At 58.9% G+C, this 21939-nt stretch carries 22 protein-coding genes and 1 tRNA gene; 14 read left to right on the top strand and 9 right to left on the bottom strand.

Translation table 11 applies throughout. The features are described from left to right. The first annotated feature begins 16 nt into the window (after positions 1-16). The 12 genes from ACRRSD_RS22150 to ACRRSD_RS22095 all read left to right on the top strand — a co-directional run bounded on the left by ACRRSD_RS22150 (position 17) and on the right by ACRRSD_RS22095 (position 13182). Positions 17-742 carry an urea amidolyase associated protein UAAP1 gene (locus ACRRSD_RS22150; RefSeq protein WP_435035347.1) on the top strand — a complete coding sequence of 242 codons (726 nt, stop codon included), beginning with the start codon at positions 17-19 and terminating at the stop codon, positions 740-742. Positions 743-753: 11 nt separating this feature from the next. Continuing rightward, the gene (locus ACRRSD_RS22145) at positions 754-1395 is read left to right on the top strand and encodes an urea amidolyase associated protein UAAP2 (RefSeq protein WP_435035345.1); all 642 of its coding nucleotides are present in this window, start codon (positions 754-756) and stop codon (positions 1393-1395) included. Between the two features lie 278 nt (positions 1396-1673). Further along, positions 1674-5321, top strand: coding sequence for an urea carboxylase (gene uca, locus ACRRSD_RS22140; protein WP_435035344.1), 3648 nt, complete (start codon positions 1674-1676; stop codon positions 5319-5321). 24 nt (positions 5322-5345) lie between these two features. After that, on the top strand, positions 5346-7118 hold the full coding sequence (gene atzF / locus ACRRSD_RS22135; RefSeq protein WP_435035343.1) for an allophanate hydrolase: 1773 nt from the start codon (positions 5346-5348) through the stop codon (positions 7116-7118). Between the two features lie 385 nt (positions 7119-7503). Further along, entirely contained in the window at positions 7504-8991 is a 1488-nt protein-coding gene (locus ACRRSD_RS22130) for a sensor domain-containing diguanylate cyclase (protein WP_435035341.1), read from the top strand. Then, positions 8984-9214, top strand: coding sequence for a cysteine-rich CWC family protein (locus ACRRSD_RS22125; RefSeq protein WP_435035339.1), 231 nt, complete (start codon positions 8984-8986; stop codon positions 9212-9214). The genes ACRRSD_RS22130 and ACRRSD_RS22125 overlap by 8 nt, the downstream gene beginning before the upstream one ends. Positions 9215-9247: 33 nt before the next feature. Next, entirely contained in the window at positions 9248-9940 is a 693-nt protein-coding gene (locus ACRRSD_RS22120) for a pseudouridine synthase (protein WP_435035338.1), read from the top strand. Between the two features lie 316 nt (positions 9941-10256). Then, positions 10257-11141 (top strand): alpha/beta fold hydrolase, encoded by an 885-nt coding sequence (locus tag ACRRSD_RS22115; protein ID WP_435035337.1) that lies wholly within the window; start codon positions 10257-10259, stop codon positions 11139-11141. A 158-nt stretch (positions 11142-11299) separates the two neighbouring features. Continuing rightward, positions 11300-11373 (top strand) — tRNA-Gly (locus tag ACRRSD_RS22110). A 316-nt stretch (positions 11374-11689) separates the two neighbouring features. Further along, positions 11690-12415: a zeta toxin family protein gene (locus tag ACRRSD_RS22105; protein ID WP_077571504.1), complete on the top strand. Its 726-nt coding sequence runs from the start codon at positions 11690-11692 to the stop codon at positions 12413-12415. Further along, entirely contained in the window at positions 12412-12570 is a 159-nt protein-coding gene (locus ACRRSD_RS22100) for a hypothetical protein (RefSeq protein ID WP_176091699.1), read from the top strand. Before ACRRSD_RS22105 ends, ACRRSD_RS22100 begins: the two co-directional genes overlap by 4 nt. A 207-nt stretch (positions 12571-12777) precedes the next feature. Beyond that, positions 12778-13182, top strand: coding sequence for a type II toxin-antitoxin system HicB family antitoxin (locus tag ACRRSD_RS22095; protein WP_077571503.1), 405 nt, complete (start codon positions 12778-12780; stop codon positions 13180-13182). A gap of 86 nt (positions 13183-13268) precedes the next feature. Here ACRRSD_RS22095 and ACRRSD_RS22090 read toward each other — a convergent pair whose 3' ends face one another. Next, positions 13269-13631 (bottom strand): DUF6124 family protein, encoded by a 363-nt coding sequence (locus ACRRSD_RS22090; RefSeq protein WP_435035335.1) that lies wholly within the window; start codon positions 13629-13631, stop codon positions 13269-13271. A gap of 565 nt (positions 13632-14196) precedes the next feature. Between ACRRSD_RS22090 and ACRRSD_RS22085 the strand changes: the two genes are divergently transcribed. Further along, a complete protein-coding gene (locus tag ACRRSD_RS22085) occupies positions 14197-14925 on the top strand; it encodes a class I SAM-dependent methyltransferase (protein WP_435035334.1) in 729 nt (242 codons plus the stop codon). A gap of 236 nt (positions 14926-15161) precedes the next feature. Here ACRRSD_RS22085 and tam read toward each other — a convergent pair whose 3' ends face one another. Beyond that, a complete protein-coding gene (gene tam, locus ACRRSD_RS22080) occupies positions 15162-15932 on the bottom strand; it encodes a trans-aconitate 2-methyltransferase (RefSeq protein ID WP_435035333.1) in 771 nt (256 codons plus the stop codon). 166 nt (positions 15933-16098) lie between these two features. Here tam and ACRRSD_RS22075 point away from each other — a divergent pair, with 166 nt between their 5' ends. Next, positions 16099-16509 carry a low affinity iron permease family protein gene (locus ACRRSD_RS22075; RefSeq protein WP_426618156.1) on the top strand — a complete coding sequence of 137 codons (411 nt, stop codon included), beginning with the start codon at positions 16099-16101 and terminating at the stop codon, positions 16507-16509. 88 nt (positions 16510-16597) lie between these two features. On the opposite strand, the gene ACRRSD_RS22070 is transcribed toward ACRRSD_RS22075, so the two are convergent. From ACRRSD_RS22070 to ACRRSD_RS22040, 7 genes are all read right to left on the bottom strand, one after another. Further along, positions 16598-17101 (bottom strand): DUF4142 domain-containing protein, encoded by a 504-nt coding sequence (locus ACRRSD_RS22070; protein ID WP_102900233.1) that lies wholly within the window; start codon positions 17099-17101, stop codon positions 16598-16600. A 76-nt stretch (positions 17102-17177) separates the two neighbouring features. Continuing rightward, positions 17178-17333, bottom strand: a complete 156-nt coding sequence (locus ACRRSD_RS22065; RefSeq protein WP_007911485.1) for a KGG domain-containing protein — start codon at positions 17331-17333, stop codon at positions 17178-17180. Between the two features lie 159 nt (positions 17334-17492). Further along, a complete protein-coding gene (locus ACRRSD_RS22060; RefSeq protein WP_435035330.1) occupies positions 17493-18131 on the bottom strand; it encodes a LysE family translocator in 639 nt (212 codons plus the stop codon). A 60-nt stretch (positions 18132-18191) separates the two neighbouring features. Further along, positions 18192-18608: a fosfomycin resistance glutathione transferase gene (gene fos, locus ACRRSD_RS22055; RefSeq protein ID WP_435035328.1), complete on the bottom strand. Its 417-nt coding sequence runs from the start codon at positions 18606-18608 to the stop codon at positions 18192-18194. A gap of 4 nt (positions 18609-18612) precedes the next feature. Beyond that, positions 18613-19338: a hypothetical protein gene (locus ACRRSD_RS22050; protein WP_435035327.1), complete on the bottom strand. Its 726-nt coding sequence runs from the start codon at positions 19336-19338 to the stop codon at positions 18613-18615. Positions 19339-19367: 29 nt separating this feature from the next. Next, on the bottom strand, positions 19368-20108 hold the full coding sequence (locus ACRRSD_RS22045; protein WP_435035325.1) for a hypothetical protein: 741 nt from the start codon (positions 20106-20108) through the stop codon (positions 19368-19370). Positions 20109-20459: 351 nt separating this feature from the next. After that, positions 20460-21791, bottom strand: a complete 1332-nt coding sequence (locus tag ACRRSD_RS22040) for an MFS transporter (RefSeq protein ID WP_435035323.1) — start codon at positions 21789-21791, stop codon at positions 20460-20462. Positions 21792-21939: the final 148 nt, after the last annotated feature.

The raw sequence follows: 21939 nt of genomic DNA, 5'->3' as shown, positions 1-21939 counted from the left end.
TTCGATGAATAAACCGATGACGGATTCAACCCAACTGTTCCCACCCTTCGCCGAAGAAATGCTCCCCGGCGGCGGCCACCGTTCCTTCGTGCTCAAGCGCGGTCAATTGCTGCGCCTGACCGATCTGCGCGGCGGCGCCAACGTCAGCCTGACCCTGCTCAACGCCAATGAAAACACCGAACGGCTGAACCTGCCCGACAGCCTCAAATGCCAACACACCGCCAAGCTCACCAGCGGCCATTGCCTGTACTCGGACATGGGCCGTGTACTCGCCGCGATCACCGCTGATACCTGCGGCTGGAGTGACAGCCTCGGCGGCGTGCTCTGCGCCGAAGAAGTCGCGCAGAAGTACGGTCAGGGCCGCTATCAGGAACTGCGCAACGGCTTCTTCCGCAACGGCACCGACAACCTGTTGGTAGAACTCGGCAAGTGGGGCCTGGGCCTCTCCGACCTGTTGATGACGCTCAACCTGTTCAGCCGCGTCAATGTCGATGAGGCCGGGCGCTTCCACTTCGTCGAAGACAACTCCAAGGCTGGCGATTACATCGAGTTGTACGCGCCGATGGACACGCTGGTGGTGCTCACCGCGCTGCAACACCCGATGGATCCGGCGTCCGAATACGCACCCAAACCACTGAAGTTGAGCTGGATGAACGCCGACGCCAGCGTCGCCGAACACTGCCGCACCTCGCGCCCGGAAAATGAGCGCGGCTTTATCAACACCGACCGTTTGTTCGCCTGAGGATCGCTGCCATGTCAGTTGCTATCGCCACTTCGCAAAACCAACCCGACGCTGCGGTGTACCGCGCCACGATCCCGGCCGGTGAACCGTGGCTGATGGAGGTCAAGGCTGGCCAGACCCTGCGTATCCTCGACCTGGAAGGCAATCAGGCCGTCGATACCTTGTTCTACAGCCTCGCCAATCCCAAAGAGCGCTACGACGTGCAGCGCACCTTGCGTCGGCAGAACAGCGTCTACCTGAGCACCGGCAGCGTGCTCTATTCCAACCTCGGCCACGCAATGCTGACCATCGTCGCCGACACCTGCGGACGCCACGACACCCTCGGCGGTGCCTGCGCGCAAGAGAGCAACACCGTGCGCTACGCCCTGGAAAAACGCTACATGCACAGCTGCCGCGACAACTACCTGCGCGCCTGCGCCCATGATGGGCGACTGGGCAAAGGTGACATCGGACCGAACATCAATTTCTTCATGAACGTGCCGGTCACGGCGGATGGCGGGCTGACCTTCAAGGACGGGATTTCGGCACCGGGCAAGTACGTTGATTTGCGTGCGGAGATGGACGTGATCGTGCTGATTTCCAATTGCCCGCAACTGAACAACCCGTGCAACGCCTACAACCCGACACCTGCGGAGCTGCTGGTATGGAACTGAAAATCAGCCGGTTGCGCCGTTGGCTTTTCGCCCTGTGCCAGGCGCGTTCTGGCCAATGCCTTAAAAAGTGAAACCACCACAAATCCCATTGTAGGAGTGAGCCTGCTCGCGATCGCGGTGTGTCAGACACATCAGTTTTTACTGATCCGACGCTATCGCGAGCAGGCTCACTCCTACAGGGGCTCGGTGGTGATCTGAAGTGTGTTTTTCATCCGGGACGACCCGGATGTCTGTCGAAAAACGGCGGGACGGCCCGCTTCCCCTTCAGGGGTTATGCCATGTTCGAAAAAGTCCTCATCGCCAACCGTGGCGCCATCGCCTGCCGCATCCTGCGCACCCTCGCTGCACTGCAGGTCAAAGGCGTGGCGGTGTATTCCGAAGCCGACGCCGCCAGCCTGCACATCCTGCACGCCGATGAAGCGCACAGCCTCGGTGAAGGCGCCGCCGCCGGCACTTATCTGGCCGTCGAAAAGATCCTCGCCATTGCCAAACAAAGCGGCGCCACGGCGATCCATCCCGGCTACGGTTTTCTGTCAGAGAACGCTGCGTTCGCCGAAGCCTGTGAAGCGCAGAACATCGCCTTCATCGGCCCGACGCCGGAACAACTGCGCGTGTTCGGCCTCAAGCACACCGCCCGCGCGCTGGCCAAACAGCACGGCGTGCCCATGCTCGAAGGCACCGAACTGCTCGACAGCCTCGACGCCGCGCTGATTGCCGGCGAACAAGTCGGCTACCCGGTGATGCTGAAAAGCACCGCCGGCGGTGGCGGCATCGGCATGCGCGTGTGCCGTAGCGCCAGCGAACTGAGCGAGTCGTTCGAAGCGGTGAAACGCCTCGGTCAGAACAACTTCAGCGACGCCGGCGTGTTTATCGAGAAGTACATCCAGCGCGCCCGGCACCTGGAAGTGCAGGTGTTCGGTGACGGTCGCGGTGAGGTCATCGCCCTTGGCGTGCGCGACTGCTCGGTGCAGCGACGCAATCAGAAAGTCCTCGAAGAAACCCCGGCGCCGAACCTGCCGGACGGCATGGCCGATGCGCTGTGCGCAGCGGCGATCAAACTGGCGAAAGCGGTGAACTACCGCAGCGCCGGCACGGTGGAATTCGTCTTCGACAGCGAGGCGCAGCGTTTTTATTTTCTCGAAGTGAACACGCGGTTGCAGGTGGAGCATGGCGTCACTGAACAGGTTTGGGGCGTCGATCTGGTGCGCTGGATGGTTGAGCTGGCGGCGGGAGATCTGCCGCCGCTGAGCGAACTCATACGTGGTTTGCAACCTGAAGGCCATGCGATTCAGGCGCGACTTTATGCGGAAGACCCGGGGCGCGATTTTCAGCCGAGCCCGGGCTTGCTGACGGCGGTGGAGTTTCCGCCGGCCAACGGCATTCAACTACGCATCGATACCTGGGTCGAGGCCGGTTGCGAGATCCCGCCGTACTTCGATCCGATGATTGCCAAAGTCATCACTTGGGCGCCGACACGCGAACAGGCGCGCGCCGAGTTGCATCAAGCGTTGGGCGAGAGTTTGTTGTACGGCGTGGAAACCAACCGCGATTACCTGCGGCAGATTCTGCTCGACACGCCGTTCGCCAGCGGTGAGCCATGGACCCGTTGCCTGGAAGGTCTGGTCTATCGCGCCAACACTTTTGAAGTGCTCAGCGCCGGCACGCAAACCAGCGTGCAGGATTATCCCGGCCGCCTCGGTTATTGGGCCGTTGGTGTACCGCCGTCGGGGCCGATGGACAGTCGTGCGCTGCGACTGGGCAATCGTCTGCTCGGCAATGCTGACGGCGCGGCGGCGCTGGAAATCACCATGAGCGGGCCGTTGCTGCGCTTCAATTGCGCAGCAGTGGTCGCGGTGACGGGGGCGCCGATTGCCTTGACGCTTGAAGGCACAAGCGTGCCGATGAACACCGCGCTGCTGATCCCGGCGGGCGCGACGTTGCATCTGGGCAGCATCAGCGGCGCCGGGGCACGCAGTTATCTGTGCCTGCGCGGTGGTTTGCAGGTACCGGATTATCTGGGCAGCAAAAGCACTTTCACCCTCGGTCAGTTTGGTGGGCACGGCGGTCGGGCGTTGCGTGCCGGAGATGTGTTGCATATCCCTGCGCTGACTGACCGCAGTGCTGGCCAGCAGTTGACCGAGCAGCACATCACCGCGTTGCCAGCGATGCGGCAGATCAGGGTGATTTACGGCCCGCACGGCGCACCGGAATACTTCACCGAAAACTACATCGGCACTTTTTTTGAAACCCGGTGGGAAGTGCATTTCAATTCCAGCCGCACCGGTGTACGGCTGATTGGGCCGAAGCCGGAATGGGTGCGGGCCGACGGTGGCGAGGCCGGGTTGCATCCGTCGAACATTCACGACAATCCGTATGCCATCGGTGCGGTGGATTTCACCGGTGACATGCCGGTGATCCTCGGCCCGGATGGCCCGAGCCTCGGCGGGTTTGTCTGCCCGGTGACGGTGATCGAGGCGGACCTTTGGCACCTGGGGCAGCTCAAGTCTGGCGATAGAATCCAGTTCATCCCCGTCGACCTTAAAACCGCCCGCGATCTCGCCCTGAAATGGGATCTCACCTGTGGGAGCGAGCCTGCTCGCGAAGGCGATATTTCAGACACATCAGTATTGAATGACCCAGCGCATTCGCGAGCAGGCTCGCTCCCACAGGGTTTAACGTCGCCTGTGGTGTTGGCGTTGGGTCAGGGTGATATGCGCTTGATCGGGCGGGTTTCTGGCGACACTCATTTACTGCTGGAAATCGGCGAGCCTGAACTCAATCTGGTTTTACGCTTCCGCGCCAACGCCCTCATGCAGGCACTGGAAAGCAAATCCCTGCACGGCGTGATCGACCTCACCCCCGGCATTCGCTCATTGCAAATCCACTACCAGCCGGAGCAACTGCCACTCGCCGATCTGCTCGGCATCGTCGCGGGCGAATGGGACGCGGTGTGCGCAGCCAACGATCTGCAAGTGCCGTCACGCATCGTCCATTTGCCGCTGTCCTGGGATGACCCGGCCTGCCAGTTGGCCATCGAGAAATACATGACCACCGTGCGCAAGGACGCGCCGTGGTGCCCGAGCAATCTGGAGTTCATCCGCCGTATCAACGACCTGCCGAACCTCGACGAAGTGCAGCGCACGGTATTCGATGCCAGCTATCTGGTGATGGGCCTTGGCGACGTTTACCTCGGTGCTCCAGTCGCCACGCCGCTCGATCCGCGTCATCGTTTGGTCACGACCAAATACAACCCGGCGCGCACCTGGACCGCCGAGAATTCAGTGGGCATCGGCGGCGCCTACATGTGCGTGTACGGCATGGAAGGCCCGGGCGGTTATCAGTTTGTCGGGCGCACTTTGCAGATGTGGAATCGCTATCGCGAAGTCGCCGCGTTCGACGGCAAACCGTGGCTGCTGCGCTTCTTCGACCAGATCCGTTTCTATCCGGTCAGCGCCGAAGAACTGCTGCGCATCCGCCGCGATTTTCCGCTGGGGCGCTTCGCTCTCAACATCGAACACAGCCAGCTCAACCTCGCCGACTATCAGGCGTTTCTCAGTCGTGAAGCCGAAGGCATCAGTGCCTTTCGCGCTCAGCAACAGGGCGCATTCAACGCCGAGCGCGAACGCTGGATAGCCAGCGGTCAGGCGCATTTCGACAGCGAAGAAGCCGTGCCGGAGTCCAGCGAAGACGCGCCGCTAGCCGACGGAAAACACAGCGTCGACAGCCACATTGCCGGCAACCTCTGGCAGGTGCAGGTCGAGGCCGGCAGCCGTGTCGCGGCGGGCGATGTGCTGGTGATTCTTGAGTCGATGAAGATGGAAATCCCGGTACTCGCGCCGCTGGCCGGGGTGGTACGCGAGATTCGCGTGCAGCCCGGTTCGGCGGTGCGTGCCGGACAACGGGTCGTGGTGCTGGAGCTCGACTGAAGCCAATTGGATAAGGATCTACTCATGAATCTGCAACTCGATGTTCTGCGCCAGGCCTATCGCAATGGCGACACCACACCACGCCAACTGCTGCTGAAACTGCGCGAGAAAGCCGCCGCGCTGAATTCGGATTATCACCTGTTCATCCACCTGCTCAGCGTCGCCGAACTGGAGCCCTACCTTGCCGCCCTCGACGGTCGCGACCTCGACAGCCTGCCGCTGTACGGCGTGCCGTTTGCGATCAAGGACAACATCGATCTGGCCGGTATTCCGACCACCGCCGCGTGCCCGGACTTTGCTTATGTGCCGGAGCGCTCAGCGACCATCGTCGAGCAGTTGATCGCCTTGGGCGCGATTCCGCTGGGCAAGACCAATCTTGATCAATTTGCCACGGGGCTTAACGGCAGCCGCTCGCCGTATGGCGCGTGCCCGAACAGCGTGCTGACGGAGTATCCATCCGGCGGTTCCAGCGCCGGTTCGTCGCTGGCGGTGGCACTGGGCGTGGCGAGTTTTGCTTTGGGCACCGATACCGCAGGCTCCGGTCGGGTGCCGGCGGCGCTGAACAATCTGGTTGGATTGAAAGCGAGCAAAGGTCTGATCTCTACCGCCGGTGTGCTGCCGGCGTGTCGTACGCTGGATTGCGTGACCACGTTTACCGCGACGGCGCGTGAGGCCAGTCAGTTGCTGGCGCTGACCGCCAAACTTGATCCGCGCGATGAGTACAGCCGTCGCAATCCGTCGTGGAATGACGGCTCGGCGTTTGGTGCGCCACGAGCATTTCGTTTCGGTGTGCCGCGCGCGCAGGATCTTGAGTTTTTCGGTTGCGTCGAAGGGCCGCTGTTGTTCGGCGATGCCATCGACCGGCTCAAGGCATTGGGTGGTGAAGCGGTCGAACTGGACCTGTCGCCCTTCCTTGAAGCCGCGCGCCTGCTTTATGAGGGGCCGTGGGTTGCCGAGCGCTATAGCGTGGCGGGCGAGTTGATGGAACAGAATCCCGAAGCCGTTCTGCCGGTGATTCGCGCCGTGCTGGCCAAAGCTCCGGCGGTGACCGGCGTGCAGACTTTCCGCGCGCAATATCGGCTGCAAGCCTTGAAAGCCCTGTGCGATCAGGCACTCGAAGATCTCGACTGCGTACTCACACCGACTATCGGCCGCCCGGTGACACTGGACGAACTGCACGCCGAACCGGTGCTGCGTAACTCCGAACTGGGTTACTACACCAACTTCATGAACCTGCTCGACTACGCCGCCGTCGCCGTGCCGAGCGCGTTCATGGCCAACGGTTTGCCGTGGGGCGTGACGTTGTTTGGCCGGGCATTCACCGATCAATATCTGCTGAGCGTGGCCGATGCGCTGCAGCGTCAGCAGAACTCGGCACTGCCCACGCCCGCAAACGTTGCACGCCATGATCGCGCACGCATCGTGGTGTGTGGCGCGCATCTGCAAGGGTTGGCGTTGAACTGGCAACTGACCCAGCGGGGTGGGCGTTTGTTGGAGACGACGTTGAGTTCGCCGGACTATCAACTGTACGCGTTGGCCGGCGGCCCACCGTTGCGGCCGGGGATGGTGCGGGTCAAGGATGGCGGCGCGGCGATTGCGGTGGAGGTGTGGGAGTTGCCGAGCAGTGAGTTGGGCTCGTTCCTGACCGGGATTCCGGCACCGCTGGGACTGGGCAAGGTACAACTGGCGGATGGGCGCTGGGAGAGCGGGTTTATCTGCGAGCCGTATGGTCTGCAAGGGGCGCAGGATATCAGCCATTTGGGGGGCTGGCGGGCGTATCTGGAAACTCGGAACTGATCCAGAAACCAGCCCTCACCCTAGCCCTCTCCCGGAGGGAGAGGGGACCGACCGAGGTGTCTGTGAGGTGATTGCCATTCGGCGATAACCCGTCGAACTCAGGTTTTGAAATCACCACAATTTAGCGCCCTCTACCTCCGGGAGAGGGGACTGACCGGGGTGTTTTTAAGATAGTTGCCATTCGGTGATACCGAGCCGAACACAATTTTTGAAATCTCCACAATCTAGCCCCCTCTCCCCCCGGGAGAGGGCTGGGGTGAGGGAGCTATCCTTCTGACACACCCTCTACGTCATATCCCCCGCCATTTCAGGCATAAATCCCGCAGTCTTTTGCCGGCCATCCCACTAGAATGCATGCCATCGGGCCACTGCCAACGGAACTGCCATGCCGCTTCGTTCTCCTCTGTACTCGCAACGTTCACTGGTTCTGACGCTGATCGCCCTGCTCGGCGCCGGTTTCCTCGCCACGTCGTTGCTCAGCTACTACGCCTCCCGCGCATCGATCCGCGACAACATCGTCAACACCGAACTGCCGCTGACCTCCGACACGGTCTACTCGGAAATCCAGAAAGACCTCGTCAGGCCGATCCTGATTTCCTCGATGATGTCCCGCGACACCTTCATGCGCGACTGGGTGGTCAACGGCGAGCAGAATCCCGAGCAGATGACCCGCTACCTCGACGAAGTCATGACCCACTACGGCGCCTACACCGCGTTCTTCGTCTCCAACAGCACCCTCACCTACTACCACGCCAAAGGCGTGCTCAAGCAGGTCAAGGTCGATGAGCCGCGCGACGCCTGGTACTTCCGCGTGCGTGACATGAAGGATCCATACGAAATCAACGTCGACCCGGATCTGGCCAACAAGGACAATCTGACGTTCTTCATCAACTACAAGGTTTACGACTATCACAACCGCTTCATCGGTGCGGCGGGCGTCGGTCTGACCGTGGACGCGGTGATCAAGCTGATCGACAAGTATCAACAGCGCTATCAACGCAGCGTGTATTTCGTCGATACCTTTGGCCGACTGGTGTTGACCGGCGCCGACGGCGGCCCCGAGGGTGCGCACATCGGCCAGAGCCTGAGTGAACTGGAGAGTATGAAGAGTCTGGTCAGCCAGTTACCCAAACCGCACAGCGGCAGCTACGAATATTCCGCTCATGGGCAAGGGCATTTCCTCAACGTGCGGTTTATTCCGGAGCTGAACTGGTACTTGTTTGTTGATAAACGCGAAGACGGCGCGCTGAGCGAAATCCGCCAGTCGCTGTATCTGAATCTGCTGATCTGCCTGCTGGTGACGCTGATTGTCCTGGCGCTGCTTAACCGCGTAATCAAACGCTATCAAAGCAAAATTCAGGCTCAGGCCACCCTCGACAGCCTCACCGAACTGCCGAATCGCCGTGGCTTCAACATACTCGCCGCGCAGGCCCTGCACGAAGCACAACGCGAAACCAAACCGCTGACGGCGTTGCTGCTCGACCTTGATCATTTCAAAGCGTTGAACGACACCTACGGGCACATGGCCGGCGATCAGGTATTGATCGGTTTTGCCCGCGACCTGCAAAGTTGCCTGCGCCACGCTGACATTGTCTGCCGCTGGGGCGGTGAGGAATTTATCGTTTTGCTGAAGGACACCGACGGCGACACCGGTCAGAAAATTGCCGAGAAGATCCGCCAACACGTCGAAGAACACGAATATGCCTACGACGGCCACCGCCTCAATCTGACGGTAAGCATCGGCGCCACCACGCTGCAACGCGATGACACCTTGCACAGCCTGCTGTCGCGGGCCGATCATGCGATGTACCGGGCCAAACACACCGGCCGCAACCGCACCTGCGTGGAAATGCCTCACTCGACTTATGCCTGATTCCGACGTTAAACCCGACCATTGCCCAGCCTGCGGCGCCCGCAACGACTGCAGCCTCGCCGACCCGCGCACCGCCGACCGCGAATGCTGGTGCTATGGCGTGAGCATCGACCCCGCCGTGCTCGAAGCGCTGCCGCCAGAGCTGCGCAACCAATCCTGCCTGTGCCCGCGTTGCGCGCAGGTCGAGGCGCAACTGCAAGCGGCCAAGCCGCCGATCCCGTAAGATGCGCGGCCCTTCATTCACCGAACTCTGAACATGCGCGTCGACCGTTTCCTCAGCAACCTGCCCCGCTACAACCGTCAGCAGGTTCGCCTGTTGCTGGTGGAAAAGCGTGTGCGGATTGACGGAAAAGTTGTCAGCGATCCGCACAGCGAAGTGCTGGAATTCAGCCGCGTCGAAGTCGATGACGAAGTGCTGCAAGTCGGCAAACCGGCGCGCTACTTCATGCTGCACAAGCCACCGGGCTGCGTCAGCGCCACTCGCGATCCACAGCATCCGACTGTGCTCGACCTGATCGATGAACCGGACAAGGACGACCTGCACATCGCCGGACGTCTGGACTTCAACACCACCGGCCTGATGCTGATCACCAACGACGGCGCGTGGTCGCGCCGCCTGACCCAGCCGCAGACCAAACTGCCGAAGGTTTATTACGTCGAGACCGAACAGGAGATTGGCGCGCAATATGCGAGCACCTTTGCCGAGGGGATCTACTTCGCCTTCGAAGACCTGACCACGCAACCGGCGCAGCTGGAACTGCTCGGCTCACGGTCGGCGCGGCTGAGCATCGTCGAGGGTCGCTACCATCAGGTGAAGCGCATGTTTGGTTTCTTCAACAACAAAGTCCTGCGGCTGCACCGCGAATCCATAGGGCTTCTGCACCTCGATAACGCGCTAAAACCGGGCGAGTACCGCGCTTTGCGCACCGAAGAGATCCATTTGTTCTAAGCCGGCGACCGCTCAGCAGAAGTTGTCGAACAATTTACCAACGGCACTTGCGCGATCCCGACTCCCCTGCTTGAATCAGGACGTCGGCCAGATTGTGACCGACGAGTCACAACATGCATCCAAGAAACTTTTTGCCGGTAGAGAGCCTTCAAGGCTCCGCCTCAGCCGGCAGACTGCCCGCCAATAACAATACCCGTCGACCGCAGTCATGGATCGACATGGGCCAAGCAAATTCCAGGCGTATGCCTACCTGTCACAAAGCTCGTGCAATCTCTATTTGCGCGCATACCCGCTTGCTTGCCAGGAGTCTTATGACATGAGGCCAGAAATCGCTGTGCTGGATATACAGGGTCAGTATCGGGTTTACACGGAGTTCTATCGCGCAGACGCCGCAGAAAAGACCATCATCCTGGTCAACGGCTCGATGGCCACGACTGCGTCGTTTGCACAGACTGTGAAAAACCTGCACCCGCAATTCAACGTGGTCTGCTACGACCAGCCCTACGCGGGCCGGTCAAAAGCCCACAACCGCCACGAGAGACATCTGACGAAGGACGTCGAAGGGCAGATTCTGCTCGAGCTGATCGACCACTTCGCCGCCGAACACGTGCTGTCGTTCTCCTGGGGCGGCGCGGCGACCCTGGTCGCCCTCGCCCACCAGCCTCGGCGCATCGAACGGGCGGTGATCAGCTCGTTCTCGCCGGTGATCAACGCGCACATGCTCGACTACCTCGAACGCGGCGTCGACTACCTCGGCCAGCGCGACGGCGACCGCGTCGGCCATCTGGTCAACAACACCATCGGCAAACACCTGCCGTCACTGTTCAAACGCTTCAACTATCGCCACGTCAGCAGCCTCGCCGAGCACGAATACGGGCAGATGCACTTCCACATCAGCGACGTACTGCACAGCGATCGGCAGTGCTATCTGAACGCAGCGAAAAAGATCAACGTGCCAGTGCTGTTTTTAAACGGCGAATGGGACGAATACACCGCTGCCGAAGACGCACGCCTGTTCGGCAACCACGTAGCGCAGAGCACGTTCACCACGCTGCAAGCCACCGGGCATTTCCTCGACATGGAACACAAGGCCGCGTGCCGCGATAGCCAGAACGCCCTGCTCGGCTTTCTGAAACCGGCGCAGCAGACCAGCCGAACGCGTTATTCGTTTGTTCAGGATCAACATGCATTGGCAATTTGAAAGAGAGTCGTTGCGAGCGAGGCTGTGTGGCTGGGATTTTGCTTTACGCACCGCAGTGCTCGCCCGCGATTGACCGATTTCAGTGACTCAAAGCGTTCATGAGTAAAAGAAAAACTTCAAATCCGTGGCCGAGTCTGGTACAAAGTCAGCCGCTCTGAGCGGGTATAGTTTAATGGTAGAACAGTAGCTTCCCAAGCTTCCGACGAGGGTTCGATTCCCTCTACCCGCTCCACTCAATTTTTGTCTCACGTTGTGTTTTTTGACGGGGGATGCAGGGATAGAAAAAAAGCCGGCCTATAGGGCCGGTTTTTTTGTGGCTGGGATTTGAGGTTTGCCATTTGGGCAGTACGGAACCTTTCAGAAACACTCCGTTGATTGCAGATTCGCCAGTCCCCTCTACGCTTCGGTTTCTCTAATGACAACAAGTGGAGTCTGTTCAAGGGAATGATCTACATGTGGCGCTCGGTACAGAAAATCCGGAGCACACGGCAAATCACTGCTCACTCTAAGAGGTTGCGCGCTCAGTGCAGGAAGATAAAAGGCAGGGAATGACGGAAGCGGAGCAGGCCATCTGGGATGGTGCAATCAAGTTCGCTCGATCAAACAAGAAAGCTATCGGTAAGCGGCTAACCGATCAGGCCACCTATCCTCCCGAAAAAGAGCCTGTTTCGGTATTCATGGCAGGTTCGCCGGGCGCTGGTAAAACAGAGGCATCATTAGCCCTGCTGAACCTCTTCTCCGATACCCCCATCCTGCGAATCGATCCAGACGAGCTCAGAAACGAATTTGAAGCCTATCAAGGTGGCAATGCCTGGCTTTTCCAAGGAGCCGTTTCAATTCTCGTCGGAAAGCTGATTGACCTTGCCCTGGAGCGAAAACAGTCTTTCCTGCTGGACGGGACGCTTTCCAATATGGAGATCGCAAGGAAAAATGTGCAGCGCTGCCTAGACAAAGGGAGATTTGTGCAAATTCTCTACGTCTATCAAGATCCTAGACTTGCCTGGTCCTTTGTCAGAGCCCGTGAGGAAGCCGAAGGACGAAGGATTCGACCGGAGCATTTCGTCGACCAATACTTTGCAGCGCGTGACGTGGTAAACACCCTTAAGCTAGAGTTTGGCAAGGACATTCATGTCGATCTGCTCGTGAAGCACATTGATAATTCTGGACGCCTCTACAAGGCTGGCGTCGACAAGATCGACTACCATATCCCCGAGAAGCATACGAGACACGATCTGATGGCCATGCTTGGGATCAATGACGGAGTAACCCCATGAAATTCGGATCCACAAAAGAGTCCACGAGTCCATTCGCAGACTTCATTCGGAATGCGAAATCGGAAGAGAAGAAGCGCGTTTACAGTGAAGTGCTCACCGAAGCTACCAAAAAACAGAATGAAGTGATGTCGGCGGCGCGTGAAAAGCAGGCGTGATTACTTTACTGAATTTTAAAAAAAGCCCGGCAAAGTGCCGGGCTTTTTCTTTCTGGTTTTACCGTACCGCAATGTCTATTCCAGTTTTTAACGTTTGCCCCGTTGCAGAATGATTCAGAAACACAGCGTTGATTGCAGAAACGCCATCCTCCTTTACGCTTTGATCTCTCTAACAAAAAGCGCTGCGTGCTCAAGGGGATGATCTAGATGCTCTATCCAATCGCAATGTCTGCCAGTGACGGTGAATGTGCCTGGGGGGTTGAGGTGCCGGATCTGCCGGGGTGTTTTTCTGCCGGTGAGGATCAAGAGGATGCCATTGAGATGGCAAAAGCGGCCATAGAGGCCCACATCGAAATTCTGGCGGAAAGTGGTGCAGCCATTCCGGTCGCTGGGAAACTTGGAACTCACTTCTCCAATCAGAAATACGCAGGCTGCGTTTGGGCGTTGGTGGATGCGGATGTCGGTCGGTGCCTCGGGAGTCCGCAGGAACTGAGTATTACGCTACCGGGCTACCTGCTGGAGCGGATTGATCTTCACGTTCACCATCATCCGGAGGAGAAGAATCGTTCGGCGTTTTTGACTTCGGCGGCCTTGCGGATGTTGGCGCCTTGAATCGTGAATGTTCGTAGGCGCAACTATAAAAAACCGGCCCTTGGAGCCGGTTTTTTTGTGTCTGCTACAAATCGACGATTTTTTGATTACTCAGCCGGCACAACCTTATCCAGGGCCTGATTCACCGCCAATTCGCCCAACATCACAACCTGCGCGATACCGAGCGCTGTCTTGCGGTGTGAGGTATCCAGCAGCGCGGCGAAGTTGTTGAGCATGGTGGTGGCCGAGCCGAGGGTTTCGCTGGCGTTGGCCAGCAGGGATTCAGTGTCGTAGGCAGGGTTGGCGAGGTACATCGGTTCGGGTTCGCGGTTGGAACCCATTATCTGCGCGGTCGGACTGAGGTAGTGGTCGAGGGCGCGTTCGGCGGCTTCGTGGAATTTCTTTGAGTTGGGTGATTCGTAGGGGGATGCCGGATCGGTTTCCGGCGGATTTGGCGTAACTTTGAACATTTGGTGTATTCCAAAATAGGGCTACGACCATTCCGCTGCTACACGAAAGGGTGGCGGCTGTACGCAAGTTAGCAGACCGGGCGAATCCACCAAAATCCCGGCGCACCCGAGGGTGCCATGCGCACAGCCACCATCAAGCACAGGAGAACCTGGCTAAATGACGCTCGTACGATTTGGTGGAAACGCGTGGCTGCTAAACCCGATCACTGGAAATCAGTGACGCGAACCAAGTTACCGACCGCCCCTAAAGCGCACAAGCCGGCGGATTCTGGCGTAGCGGTAGGCAACGGCGCAAGGATTTGTAGGCTTCAGGACGTAACACTGCACGCCTTTAAACACTGCACTCCGAAGATGTTTACGCAGCGATCACACATAGCGATTTTCCTGACATTACAGATCCACAACACTCCACCGGTTTTCACCTCACGCCCGACCGACTAGCATTTCCCCATCACCCACCGCCCTCCCCCTGCGCGGCCATCGACGAATACGCGCCATCACTTTCGAGGGATTCCAATCGCGGCCAGGTCGCCGCTGACGATCGAACTCAAAAGAGCCCTTCACCATGACGCAAAACATTTACGACGATCCCGAATTCTTCCAGGGCTATAGCCAGATGAACCGTTCAATCGGCGGCCTCGACGCGGCGCCGGAGTGGCCTGCGCTCAAGGCGCTGTTGCCATCCATGCACGGCTTGAACGTGGTGGATCTGGGCTGCGGTTATGGCTGGTTCAGTCGCTGGGCCATTGAGAATGGCGCTGCCAGTGTCTTGGGGCTGGATGTCTCGGAGAAGATGCTGGAGCGGGCGCGGGAGACCACGGCGGCGGCGAATATTCGCTATGAGCGCGCCGATCTGGAACAGCTCGACTTGCCCGCTTGCAGTTTCGATCTGGCTTATAGCTCGTTGGCACTGCATTACATCAAGGATTTGCCAGGGCTGTTTGCGCACCTGTATGCGGCGCTGAAACCGGGTTCGCACTTTGTGTTTTCCATTGAGCATCCGATCTTTATGGCGCCGCGTAATCCGGGCTGGTTGGTAGATAGCGAAGGTAACAAGCGTTGGCCGCTGGACAGCTATCAGTTGGAGGGTGAGCGGGTTACGAACTGGTTGGCTGAGGGCGTGATCAAGCAGCATCGTACGGTTGGGACGTTGCTCAATTCTTTGATCGATGCGGGCTTCACGATTCGTCATGTCAATGAATGGGGGCCGAGCGATGCCGAAGTGGCGGCGCAACCGGCGCTGGCGGAAGAGCGGGAGCGGCCGATGATGATGTTGGTGGCGGTGCAGCGCTGAGCGGGTTTACAGCTTGAGAAGCCCTCACCCTAACCCTCTCCCAGAGGGAGAGGGGACTGAACGAGTTGTTCTCTAGGGTTACGCCGACCTGAAATATCGAGCTGAACTCAGGTTTTTGAAGCAACGGCCATCGGCTCCCTCTCCCTCGGGAAAGGGCTGGGCGGGTGGCGTTCCGATGAGGGGCCCGTCCGAAAGCGCACCAAAAATCTCAAGCCAAACAATAGACTCAATTGATTTCAGCGTGTCGCAACGATAAACAACCTGGGAAATGGCAACAGCACCGAACCATCCGCCAACGCCGGATAAGCCTTCTCAACCTCCGCCAGATACTGCTTCAGGTACTGCGCCTTTTCCGCCTCGCTCAACGGACTCAAAAACGGAATCAACCCGCTCCCCTTGAACCACTCCACTACTCCCGCCGCCCCGCCAGACAACTGATGGTGATAGGTCGTACGCCACACATCGACCCGCGCGCAGTGTGGCCGCAGCATCGAAAAATAATCACTGGCGCTGGCCATGTCGGTACGCTGCCCCGCAGCGCCGCTGAGCTTGCCCGCCCACGGCCCCTTCGCAGCGACTTCACGCATCAAACGGTGGGACGGTTCATTGAGGTTATCCGGCATCTGGATCGCCAGACTGCCCCCCGCCGACAACTTGCTGGCCAACGCCGGCAACAACGTCGCGTGATCCGGCACCCACTGCAACACGGCATTAGCGAAGATCACATCAAACGGCCCTGAATCGGCCCATTTATCAATCTCGGCGACATCAAAGCGCAAATCCGGCAAGCGCTTGCGGGCCGCGTCGATCATGTCCGCCGAACTGTCCAGCCCGCTGATGCGCGCCCCAGGAAAACGCTGCACCAGCAACTCCGTCGAGTTACCGGGACCACAACCGATATCGACCACTGTTCGCGCTTCAGGCGTGGGAATCGCCGCCAGCAGATCACGGGCCGGGCGGGTGCGTTCATCTTCGAAAGCGACGTATTGTTTGGCGGACCAACTCATTGCGTTCTCCTGTCGGGGGGCATTCCAGCGGTTCGACACGATACCGCGATCTAGCGCGCCTGCCTGCCCTACCAACGTCCGGTGACGTGGGTGGATTTGTAATTAGAATTTTCCACCAGCCGCAGATGTCTGAATTTCAAGACTCTTCCCAATAAGGAACACGGCTATGAAATTCGCAAAAATCTCCCAGAAGCTCGCTCTATGGGCCGGTAGTCCGAAGACCTTCATGGGCGCATTGATCCTGATCGGGTTATGGGGAATGAGCGGGCCGATCTTCGATTACAACGACACCTGGCAGCTGATCATCAACACCTCTACCACCATCATCACCTTCCTGATGGTGTTCCTGATCCAGAACACGCAGAACCGTGACACCGACATTCTGCATTTGAAGATAGATGAATTGCTGTTGGTGACCAAAGAGGCGCAGAACGCGATGCTTGGGCTGGAGGCGCTGGATCTGAAGCAGTTGGAGGCGTTGCGCAGGCATTACCGCTCGTTGGGCGAGGGTGAGGTGTTTAACCTTGAGGGATTGGGCGAGAAGAGTAAGTCGAAGCAGGATTTGAATGAGTGTTGAGGGTTTAAAATCAAAAGATCGCAGCCTTCGGCAGCTCCTACATAAACAGGTGTAGGTGCTGCCGGAGGCTGCGATCTTTTAACCTTGATCAGCGGCTAGCCTGTAAGGCGCGAGCCTTCTCCAGATGGCTTTGCAGTTTCGGCAATGTTTCGTCGGCAAACGCTTTAATCTCCGGCACGTCGGTGGTCTGCGCTTGCTGCTGAATCTGCTCGATGGCCTCTTCAGTGGCTTTGACCTGACTCGCGGCATAGGCCTGATCGAAGGAAGCGCCGTCGGTCACTTGCGGCATCAATTCCTTGGCCTTGTCGGCCAGTTCTTCACGGGGCGCGACGGGCAGGTCGAGCTTTTTGGCGATTTTCGCCAGGTGCTGGTTGGCCGTGGTGCGGTCGTTGATGACGACGATGGTGTAGTCCTTGACCTCTTTCGACTCGGCCTTGCTATGGGCCAGACGACTGGCCTCGATGTCAGCCATGCCTTTGGCTGAGGCATCGTTGATGAAATCGGCGGGCGACTGGGCAAACGCACTGCTGGCACACAGGCCCAACAGCGATGCAAAACTCATGGTGCGTATACGGGTGGCCATCCGGCTCATGGTCGCGCCCTCCTTACTTGCGAAATTCAAGCGGGAGCTTACGCCCCCGCCTCTCAATCAAAACTACCTTCACCGACTACTTCGACTTCTGAGCGGGCTTGCGGCCCATGTCTGGTTTTGGCTCTTTGTCGACAGTCGTTGTGGTGGTTTTCCCACCTTTGCGACCTGCTTCAGAGGCCTTGGTTCGATCGTTGGCGAAGTTTCCCGAGTTCGAGTTTCTTGAATTAGGCATGATTCTCTACCTCTTGGTAATGATCGTGGCGAGCAGGTGCCCGCCTAGATTGAGAATTTCCTGGCCGGCAAAGGTTTAGAAAAATTGCAGCCGCTGCGACGAACGGCGGCGCTTTATCAACCATTTCTAACCGCTTGATTGCGCCGTCTGCTCACATCTTCAAACCTTGTTCGGCATCAGCCCCGGCAGCGCATGCACCAGCGCGTTGATGGCAAAACCGATAAACATCACGCCGCACAAGCGGGTGATAAGCAACTCATGACGCTGATACAGCGTGCGTACCCGCTGCGCGCCAACCACGCCGATGAGAATCGCGTAGGCCAGCAAGCCGCCGAGGAAACTCAGGGCAATCAGCGCCGGCAACATCGACCAGTTGAGCAGTTCGGCGCGGCTCGACAGCAGCGCGGTGAACGTTGCGACCGCCACCGGATAGGCCTTGGGATTGGTCAAGCCGAACAGAATGCCGTGCCAGAACGGCTTGCGCGCCGCGCCCTGGGGTTCGTCGCCGTTGCGACGCTGGGCACGCACCGCGCGCCAGCCGAGCCAGAACAGGTACACACCGCTGAGCACACCGAGCACATCAAACGCGGTGCTGCCGATTTCCCGGGCGCCGACAATGGCGATCAATGCTGTGCTGCACCAGACCACATCGCCGAGCAGATGCCCGCAAAGAAAGCCCGCCCCAGCCCGCCGCCCATGGGCCGCACCGATGCCGAACACCGCCAGCACTCCCGGCCCGGGCGTAATGCCGTAAATGAAACCCGAGGCCAGCACGGCCATTAGCAACGATGGAGTCATGGAAAACCTGCAAGCGCCAGAACACGTGGCCGCCAGTCTATAACAGACAAATGTGTCTGATCATGACTCGTCGTAAAAACGCATGCCGGCGTACGGTTTTTGCCGACACGCTGCCAGTCGTGATGCGAGATCGCCGACGTGAATTTCCAGCTTGTGGCCGTCGGGATCGAGAAAATAGAACGATGCACCTTCGCTGCGGTTGTCGCGCCACTCCTGCACGTTCACCGCTTTTAGCTTTGCTACGAATGTTGAGAAATCGGCTGCATTGAGGCTGAAAGCGTAATGGGTGTAATCGCTGCACGCTTCGGCTTTGCGCAGCGGATCAAGCGACAGACACAACCACAGTCCCGGCAGCGACAGGTAGGCACCGGCGTCCCACGTGGCTTCGACGCGCAACTGCAACACATCGCGATAGAACGCCAGGCTGCGGTGCAAATCGCTGACCGCGAGGGTCAGGTGGTTGAGGCCGGTGAGCATCGGGTCAGTAGCCTCTGAGGTCTTCGGGGATGATGTATTGCTGGCCGTCGTAAGTCAGGGTGATCTGTTTTTGCTTCAGACGGGTGGTATTGGAAACGCACTCTTTACCCGACTGGGTATTTTTCATTTTGCTGCCGCTGGTGGTGACGATCAAATCGGCCAGACCATGATGGCTGGAAGGACCGATCTCGACGGTTCGGCGAATCGTCTTCGTGTAACCTTCGCAATCATTCATGAACTCGCCATTGCTCTTGGCAACCACCAAGCCCTCCAGCACCGGACGCAACTCATTGCCTTCGCGAACATACAGCGCCAGATCGGTTTTCTCGTAGGGAATGGCGTGGGAACTGTGCGCGAACTTTGAACGCAAGCCGAAAGCCCGAACCTCCGGCGCCAGTCGATAACGGGCGGTGTCGATCCGCAGATCCTCAAAGCGCACGGCATCGGAGTTGTAAGCCCCCGGTTTACGGTAAGTGACGATGGGGTTGTAAGTGCTGGCGTTGACGATCGACAGATCCAGATCGAATACCCCGGCATCATCGTCGCCGGCGTCGGCAAGATAAGTCGATTTAACCGAGATCGCCTGGTTCTGCGCGGCCGGCCAGACTTTGCAGCGCGACAGGGTTTTGCCGTCGAAGTCTTTGGTCTGGCAGGCGGCCTGGGCTTGGGCGGCCATCGTTAAAAGGCCTATCGCGATGAAAGAGCCCAGCAATGTAGTACGCGAGAACATTATTCTTCCTTGAGTAAAAGACATCGGTCTTAGAGGCCTTTGAAGTCTTCAGGCATTACGTAGTTTTTGCCGTCATAGCGAAGTGTCGTCAAGACCGGTTTTTGCGTGACGGTATTGGATACACACGCCTCGCCCTCGCCCTCGCCCTCGCCAACGGTCGAGCTACGGATCGTTTTGATCATCAGATCGGCAAAGCCATGGCTGCTGGTCTTGGCCAACGCCACGGTTCGCGTAGTCTCGTAGCGCTCTCCCGCACAATTGCCATCCCACTCCCCGCCATATTCATAAACCACCAGCCGATCCATGACCGGACGCAATACGTTGCCGTCTTTCACATAGAGCGACAACCAGGTTTCATCCACAGGATTCACACGGGAAGAGCCTTTGAATCGAACCCGAACGCCAAAGGCCTGCAATTGCGGCGCGAGCTTATAGCGGGCGGTATCGAATTTCAGTTCGTCCAGCGCGATGGCATCAACAGAGAATGCCGAGGGCTGATAGAAGCTCGCTAGTGGCTGCGAGTCTGCGCTCGCCACCAAGGCCAAACGCAGATCGTAGAGCCCCACCGTCCCCTCCGCGCCATACACCGGATCGGGCGAGAAATTGGCAGCAGCGGTGAGCGTCAGCCCGGGATACGCCGGCCAATCCTTGCAGAGGGAAAAATCCATCTCATGCGCCGTGGGCGTCGGCGTGCAATCGGCCAATGCCTGCCCCGCCAGCAACCATCCGCACAATGCCGCACACCCGATCCAGCCAGACTTCACTGTCACTTCCTGCTCCTTGAGAATTTTTTCAGCCGCGCACTATCCGCTGCTGTATCGGCCCTTTCAACCGAAACATCAGTGAACCAAAGTGCATTTCCCGCTTGGTAGCGAGAAGTCGTTGACGGCGTTGCGGGTGTTGGGGCGATGTTGGCGATTGCCAGGGTGGTGTTGATTCGTGTGTTTGAGAAGAATGGGGTGGCTGTTAACTGATGGAATCAATCCGTGATTTATCAGTGTCTGGAAGTCCGTCTTCGCGAGCAGGCTCGCTCCCACAGGTGCCGAATTCCAACTGGAGGAATGCGATCAACTGTGGGAGCGAGCCTGCTCGCGAAGGCGTCATTGCAAGCGCCGCAAATCTCAGAACTTGTCTAGCGTGCGCAATTTCTGCGGCAAGCCCCACAACAGCAACGCCGCCGCAATCAGCGCCGCCACGCCAATCACATACAGCGCCGGCGTGGTACTGCCGGTCAGGTCCTTGATCCGCCCGACCATCACCGGGCTGACGATCCCGCCGAATTGCCCCAGCGTGTTGATCACCGCAATCCCGCCCGCCGCGCCAGCCCCCGCCCCGGCCAACAACTTCGGTGGCAAGGTCCAGAAGCTCGGAATCGAAGCAATGATCCCGGCGCCGAGCAAGCCCAAAGCGACGATCAGGAACGTGGTGTGGCTGGCAAATATCCCCGCACTGAAGAAGCCGATCGCCCCGACAATGACCAACCCGGCAACAAACTTGCGCCGCTCACCGGTCGCGTCCGACAAGCGCCCGATCACCACCATGCTGATCGCCCCGCAAATGTACGGAATGGCCGTGAGCAGACCGATCATCACCGGGCTCTCGGTGCCGGCACTGCGGATCAATTGCGGCGCCCAGAAATTCAAACCGTAGGACGCCACCTGAATCAGGAAATAGATCAGCCCCAAGGTCAGAAAGCCCGGAATCTTCAACGCCGCCAGTAACGAACCACCGCTCTTGTGCGGTTCATGCTGGGCGATGCGGCTGGACAGCAGTTTTTTCTCGTCAGCGCTCAACCAGTGCGCATCCTCGATGCGATCCTTGAGCTGCGTCAGCACCAGAAAACCGAGGCCGATGCACGGCACGCCGCCGAGCAGGAACAGCCAGTGCCAGCCACGCATTTGCAGCACACCGTCGAGGTGTTCCAGTACCAGCCCGGAGAACGGCGCGCCAACCAGTCCGGCGAACGCCGAGGCGAGAAACAGCATTGAAGTGATGCGGCCACGGAAATGCTGCGGGAACCACAGCGTCAGGTAATACAGCACGCCCGGGGCAAAACCGGCTTCCATCGCGCCGATCACAAAGCGCAGCGCGTAGAACTGCCATTCGCTGTTGACGAAGACCATCGCTGCCGTCGCCACGCCCCAGGACATCATGATCCGCGCGATCCAGCGGCGCGCGCCGACCTTGTAGAGCATCATGTTGCTCGGCACTTCGAACAGCACGTAACCGACCACGAACAGACCGGCGCCGAGGCCGTAAGCGGTGTCGCTCAGACTCAGGTCAGTCTGCAACTGGAACTTGGCGAAGCTGATGTTGATGCGGTCGAAAAAGGCGAACAGGTAGCAGACCATGATCAGCGGCATCAGGCGCCAGGCGACTTTGCTGACCAGGGCTTTTTCGGCGTCGTGATCGACGGACGGACTCGCGCCCGCCTCCATTACATTGAGGCTCATAGCTTTTCTCCAGGCGGACTGCCGGTGGGCGTCCGATTGTTTTTGTTGTCTGGTTATGACGCTCACTGTGGAGCGCTTTTCTGTGGGAGCGAGCCTGCTCGCGAAGGCGATGTGTCATTCACCTTTGATGTCGACTGACGCGACGCAT

It is taken from the genome of Pseudomonas neuropathica, assembly GCF_051174785.1.
GTDB classification, from domain to species: domain Bacteria; phylum Pseudomonadota; class Gammaproteobacteria; order Pseudomonadales; family Pseudomonadaceae; genus Aquipseudomonas; species Aquipseudomonas neuropathica_A.
Note: the sequence above shows the minus strand (reverse complement) of the source record. Positions and strands in the feature narration are given on the sequence as shown.

What these genes read in the sequence shown, in the direction of transcription:
- ACRRSD_RS22150 (WP_435035347.1), top strand. Translation starts at nt 17, where the DNA reads ATGACGGATTCAACCCAACTGTTCCCACCCTTCGCCGAAGAAATGCTC.
- ACRRSD_RS22145 (WP_435035345.1), top strand. Translation starts at nt 754, where the DNA reads ATGTCAGTTGCTATCGCCACTTCGCAAAACCAACCCGACGCTGCGGTG.
- uca (WP_435035344.1), top strand. Translation starts at nt 1,674, where the DNA reads ATGTTCGAAAAAGTCCTCATCGCCAACCGTGGCGCCATCGCCTGCCGC.
- atzF (WP_435035343.1), top strand. Translation starts at nt 5,346, where the DNA reads ATGAATCTGCAACTCGATGTTCTGCGCCAGGCCTATCGCAATGGCGAC.
- ACRRSD_RS22130 (WP_435035341.1), top strand. Translation starts at nt 7,504, where the DNA reads ATGCCGCTTCGTTCTCCTCTGTACTCGCAACGTTCACTGGTTCTGACG.
- ACRRSD_RS22125 (WP_435035339.1), top strand. Translation starts at nt 8,984, where the DNA reads ATGCCTGATTCCGACGTTAAACCCGACCATTGCCCAGCCTGCGGCGCC.
- ACRRSD_RS22120 (WP_435035338.1), top strand. Translation starts at nt 9,248, where the DNA reads ATGCGCGTCGACCGTTTCCTCAGCAACCTGCCCCGCTACAACCGTCAG.
- ACRRSD_RS22115 (WP_435035337.1), top strand. Translation starts at nt 10,257, where the DNA reads ATGAGGCCAGAAATCGCTGTGCTGGATATACAGGGTCAGTATCGGGTT.
- ACRRSD_RS22105 (WP_077571504.1), top strand. Translation starts at nt 11,690, where the DNA reads ATGACGGAAGCGGAGCAGGCCATCTGGGATGGTGCAATCAAGTTCGCT.
- ACRRSD_RS22100 (WP_176091699.1), top strand. Translation starts at nt 12,412, where the DNA reads ATGAAATTCGGATCCACAAAAGAGTCCACGAGTCCATTCGCAGACTTC.
- ACRRSD_RS22095 (WP_077571503.1), top strand. Translation starts at nt 12,778, where the DNA reads ATGCTCTATCCAATCGCAATGTCTGCCAGTGACGGTGAATGTGCCTGG.
- ACRRSD_RS22090 (WP_435035335.1), bottom strand. Translation starts at nt 13,631, where the DNA reads ATGTTCAAAGTTACGCCAAATCCGCCGGAAACCGATCCGGCATCCCCC.
- ACRRSD_RS22085 (WP_435035334.1), top strand. Translation starts at nt 14,197, where the DNA reads ATGACGCAAAACATTTACGACGATCCCGAATTCTTCCAGGGCTATAGC.
- tam (WP_435035333.1), bottom strand. Translation starts at nt 15,932, where the DNA reads ATGAGTTGGTCCGCCAAACAATACGTCGCTTTCGAAGATGAACGCACC.
- ACRRSD_RS22075 (WP_426618156.1), top strand. Translation starts at nt 16,099, where the DNA reads ATGAAATTCGCAAAAATCTCCCAGAAGCTCGCTCTATGGGCCGGTAGT.
- ACRRSD_RS22070 (WP_102900233.1), bottom strand. Translation starts at nt 17,101, where the DNA reads ATGAGCCGGATGGCCACCCGTATACGCACCATGAGTTTTGCATCGCTG.
- ACRRSD_RS22065 (WP_007911485.1), bottom strand. Translation starts at nt 17,333, where the DNA reads ATGCCTAATTCAAGAAACTCGAACTCGGGAAACTTCGCCAACGATCGA.
- ACRRSD_RS22060 (WP_435035330.1), bottom strand. Translation starts at nt 18,131, where the DNA reads ATGACTCCATCGTTGCTAATGGCCGTGCTGGCCTCGGGTTTCATTTAC.
- fos (WP_435035328.1), bottom strand. Translation starts at nt 18,608, where the DNA reads ATGCTCACCGGCCTCAACCACCTGACCCTCGCGGTCAGCGATTTGCAC.
- ACRRSD_RS22050 (WP_435035327.1), bottom strand. Translation starts at nt 19,338, where the DNA reads ATGTTCTCGCGTACTACATTGCTGGGCTCTTTCATCGCGATAGGCCTT.
- ACRRSD_RS22040 (WP_435035323.1), bottom strand. Translation starts at nt 21,791, where the DNA reads ATGAGCCTCAATGTAATGGAGGCGGGCGCGAGTCCGTCCGTCGATCAC.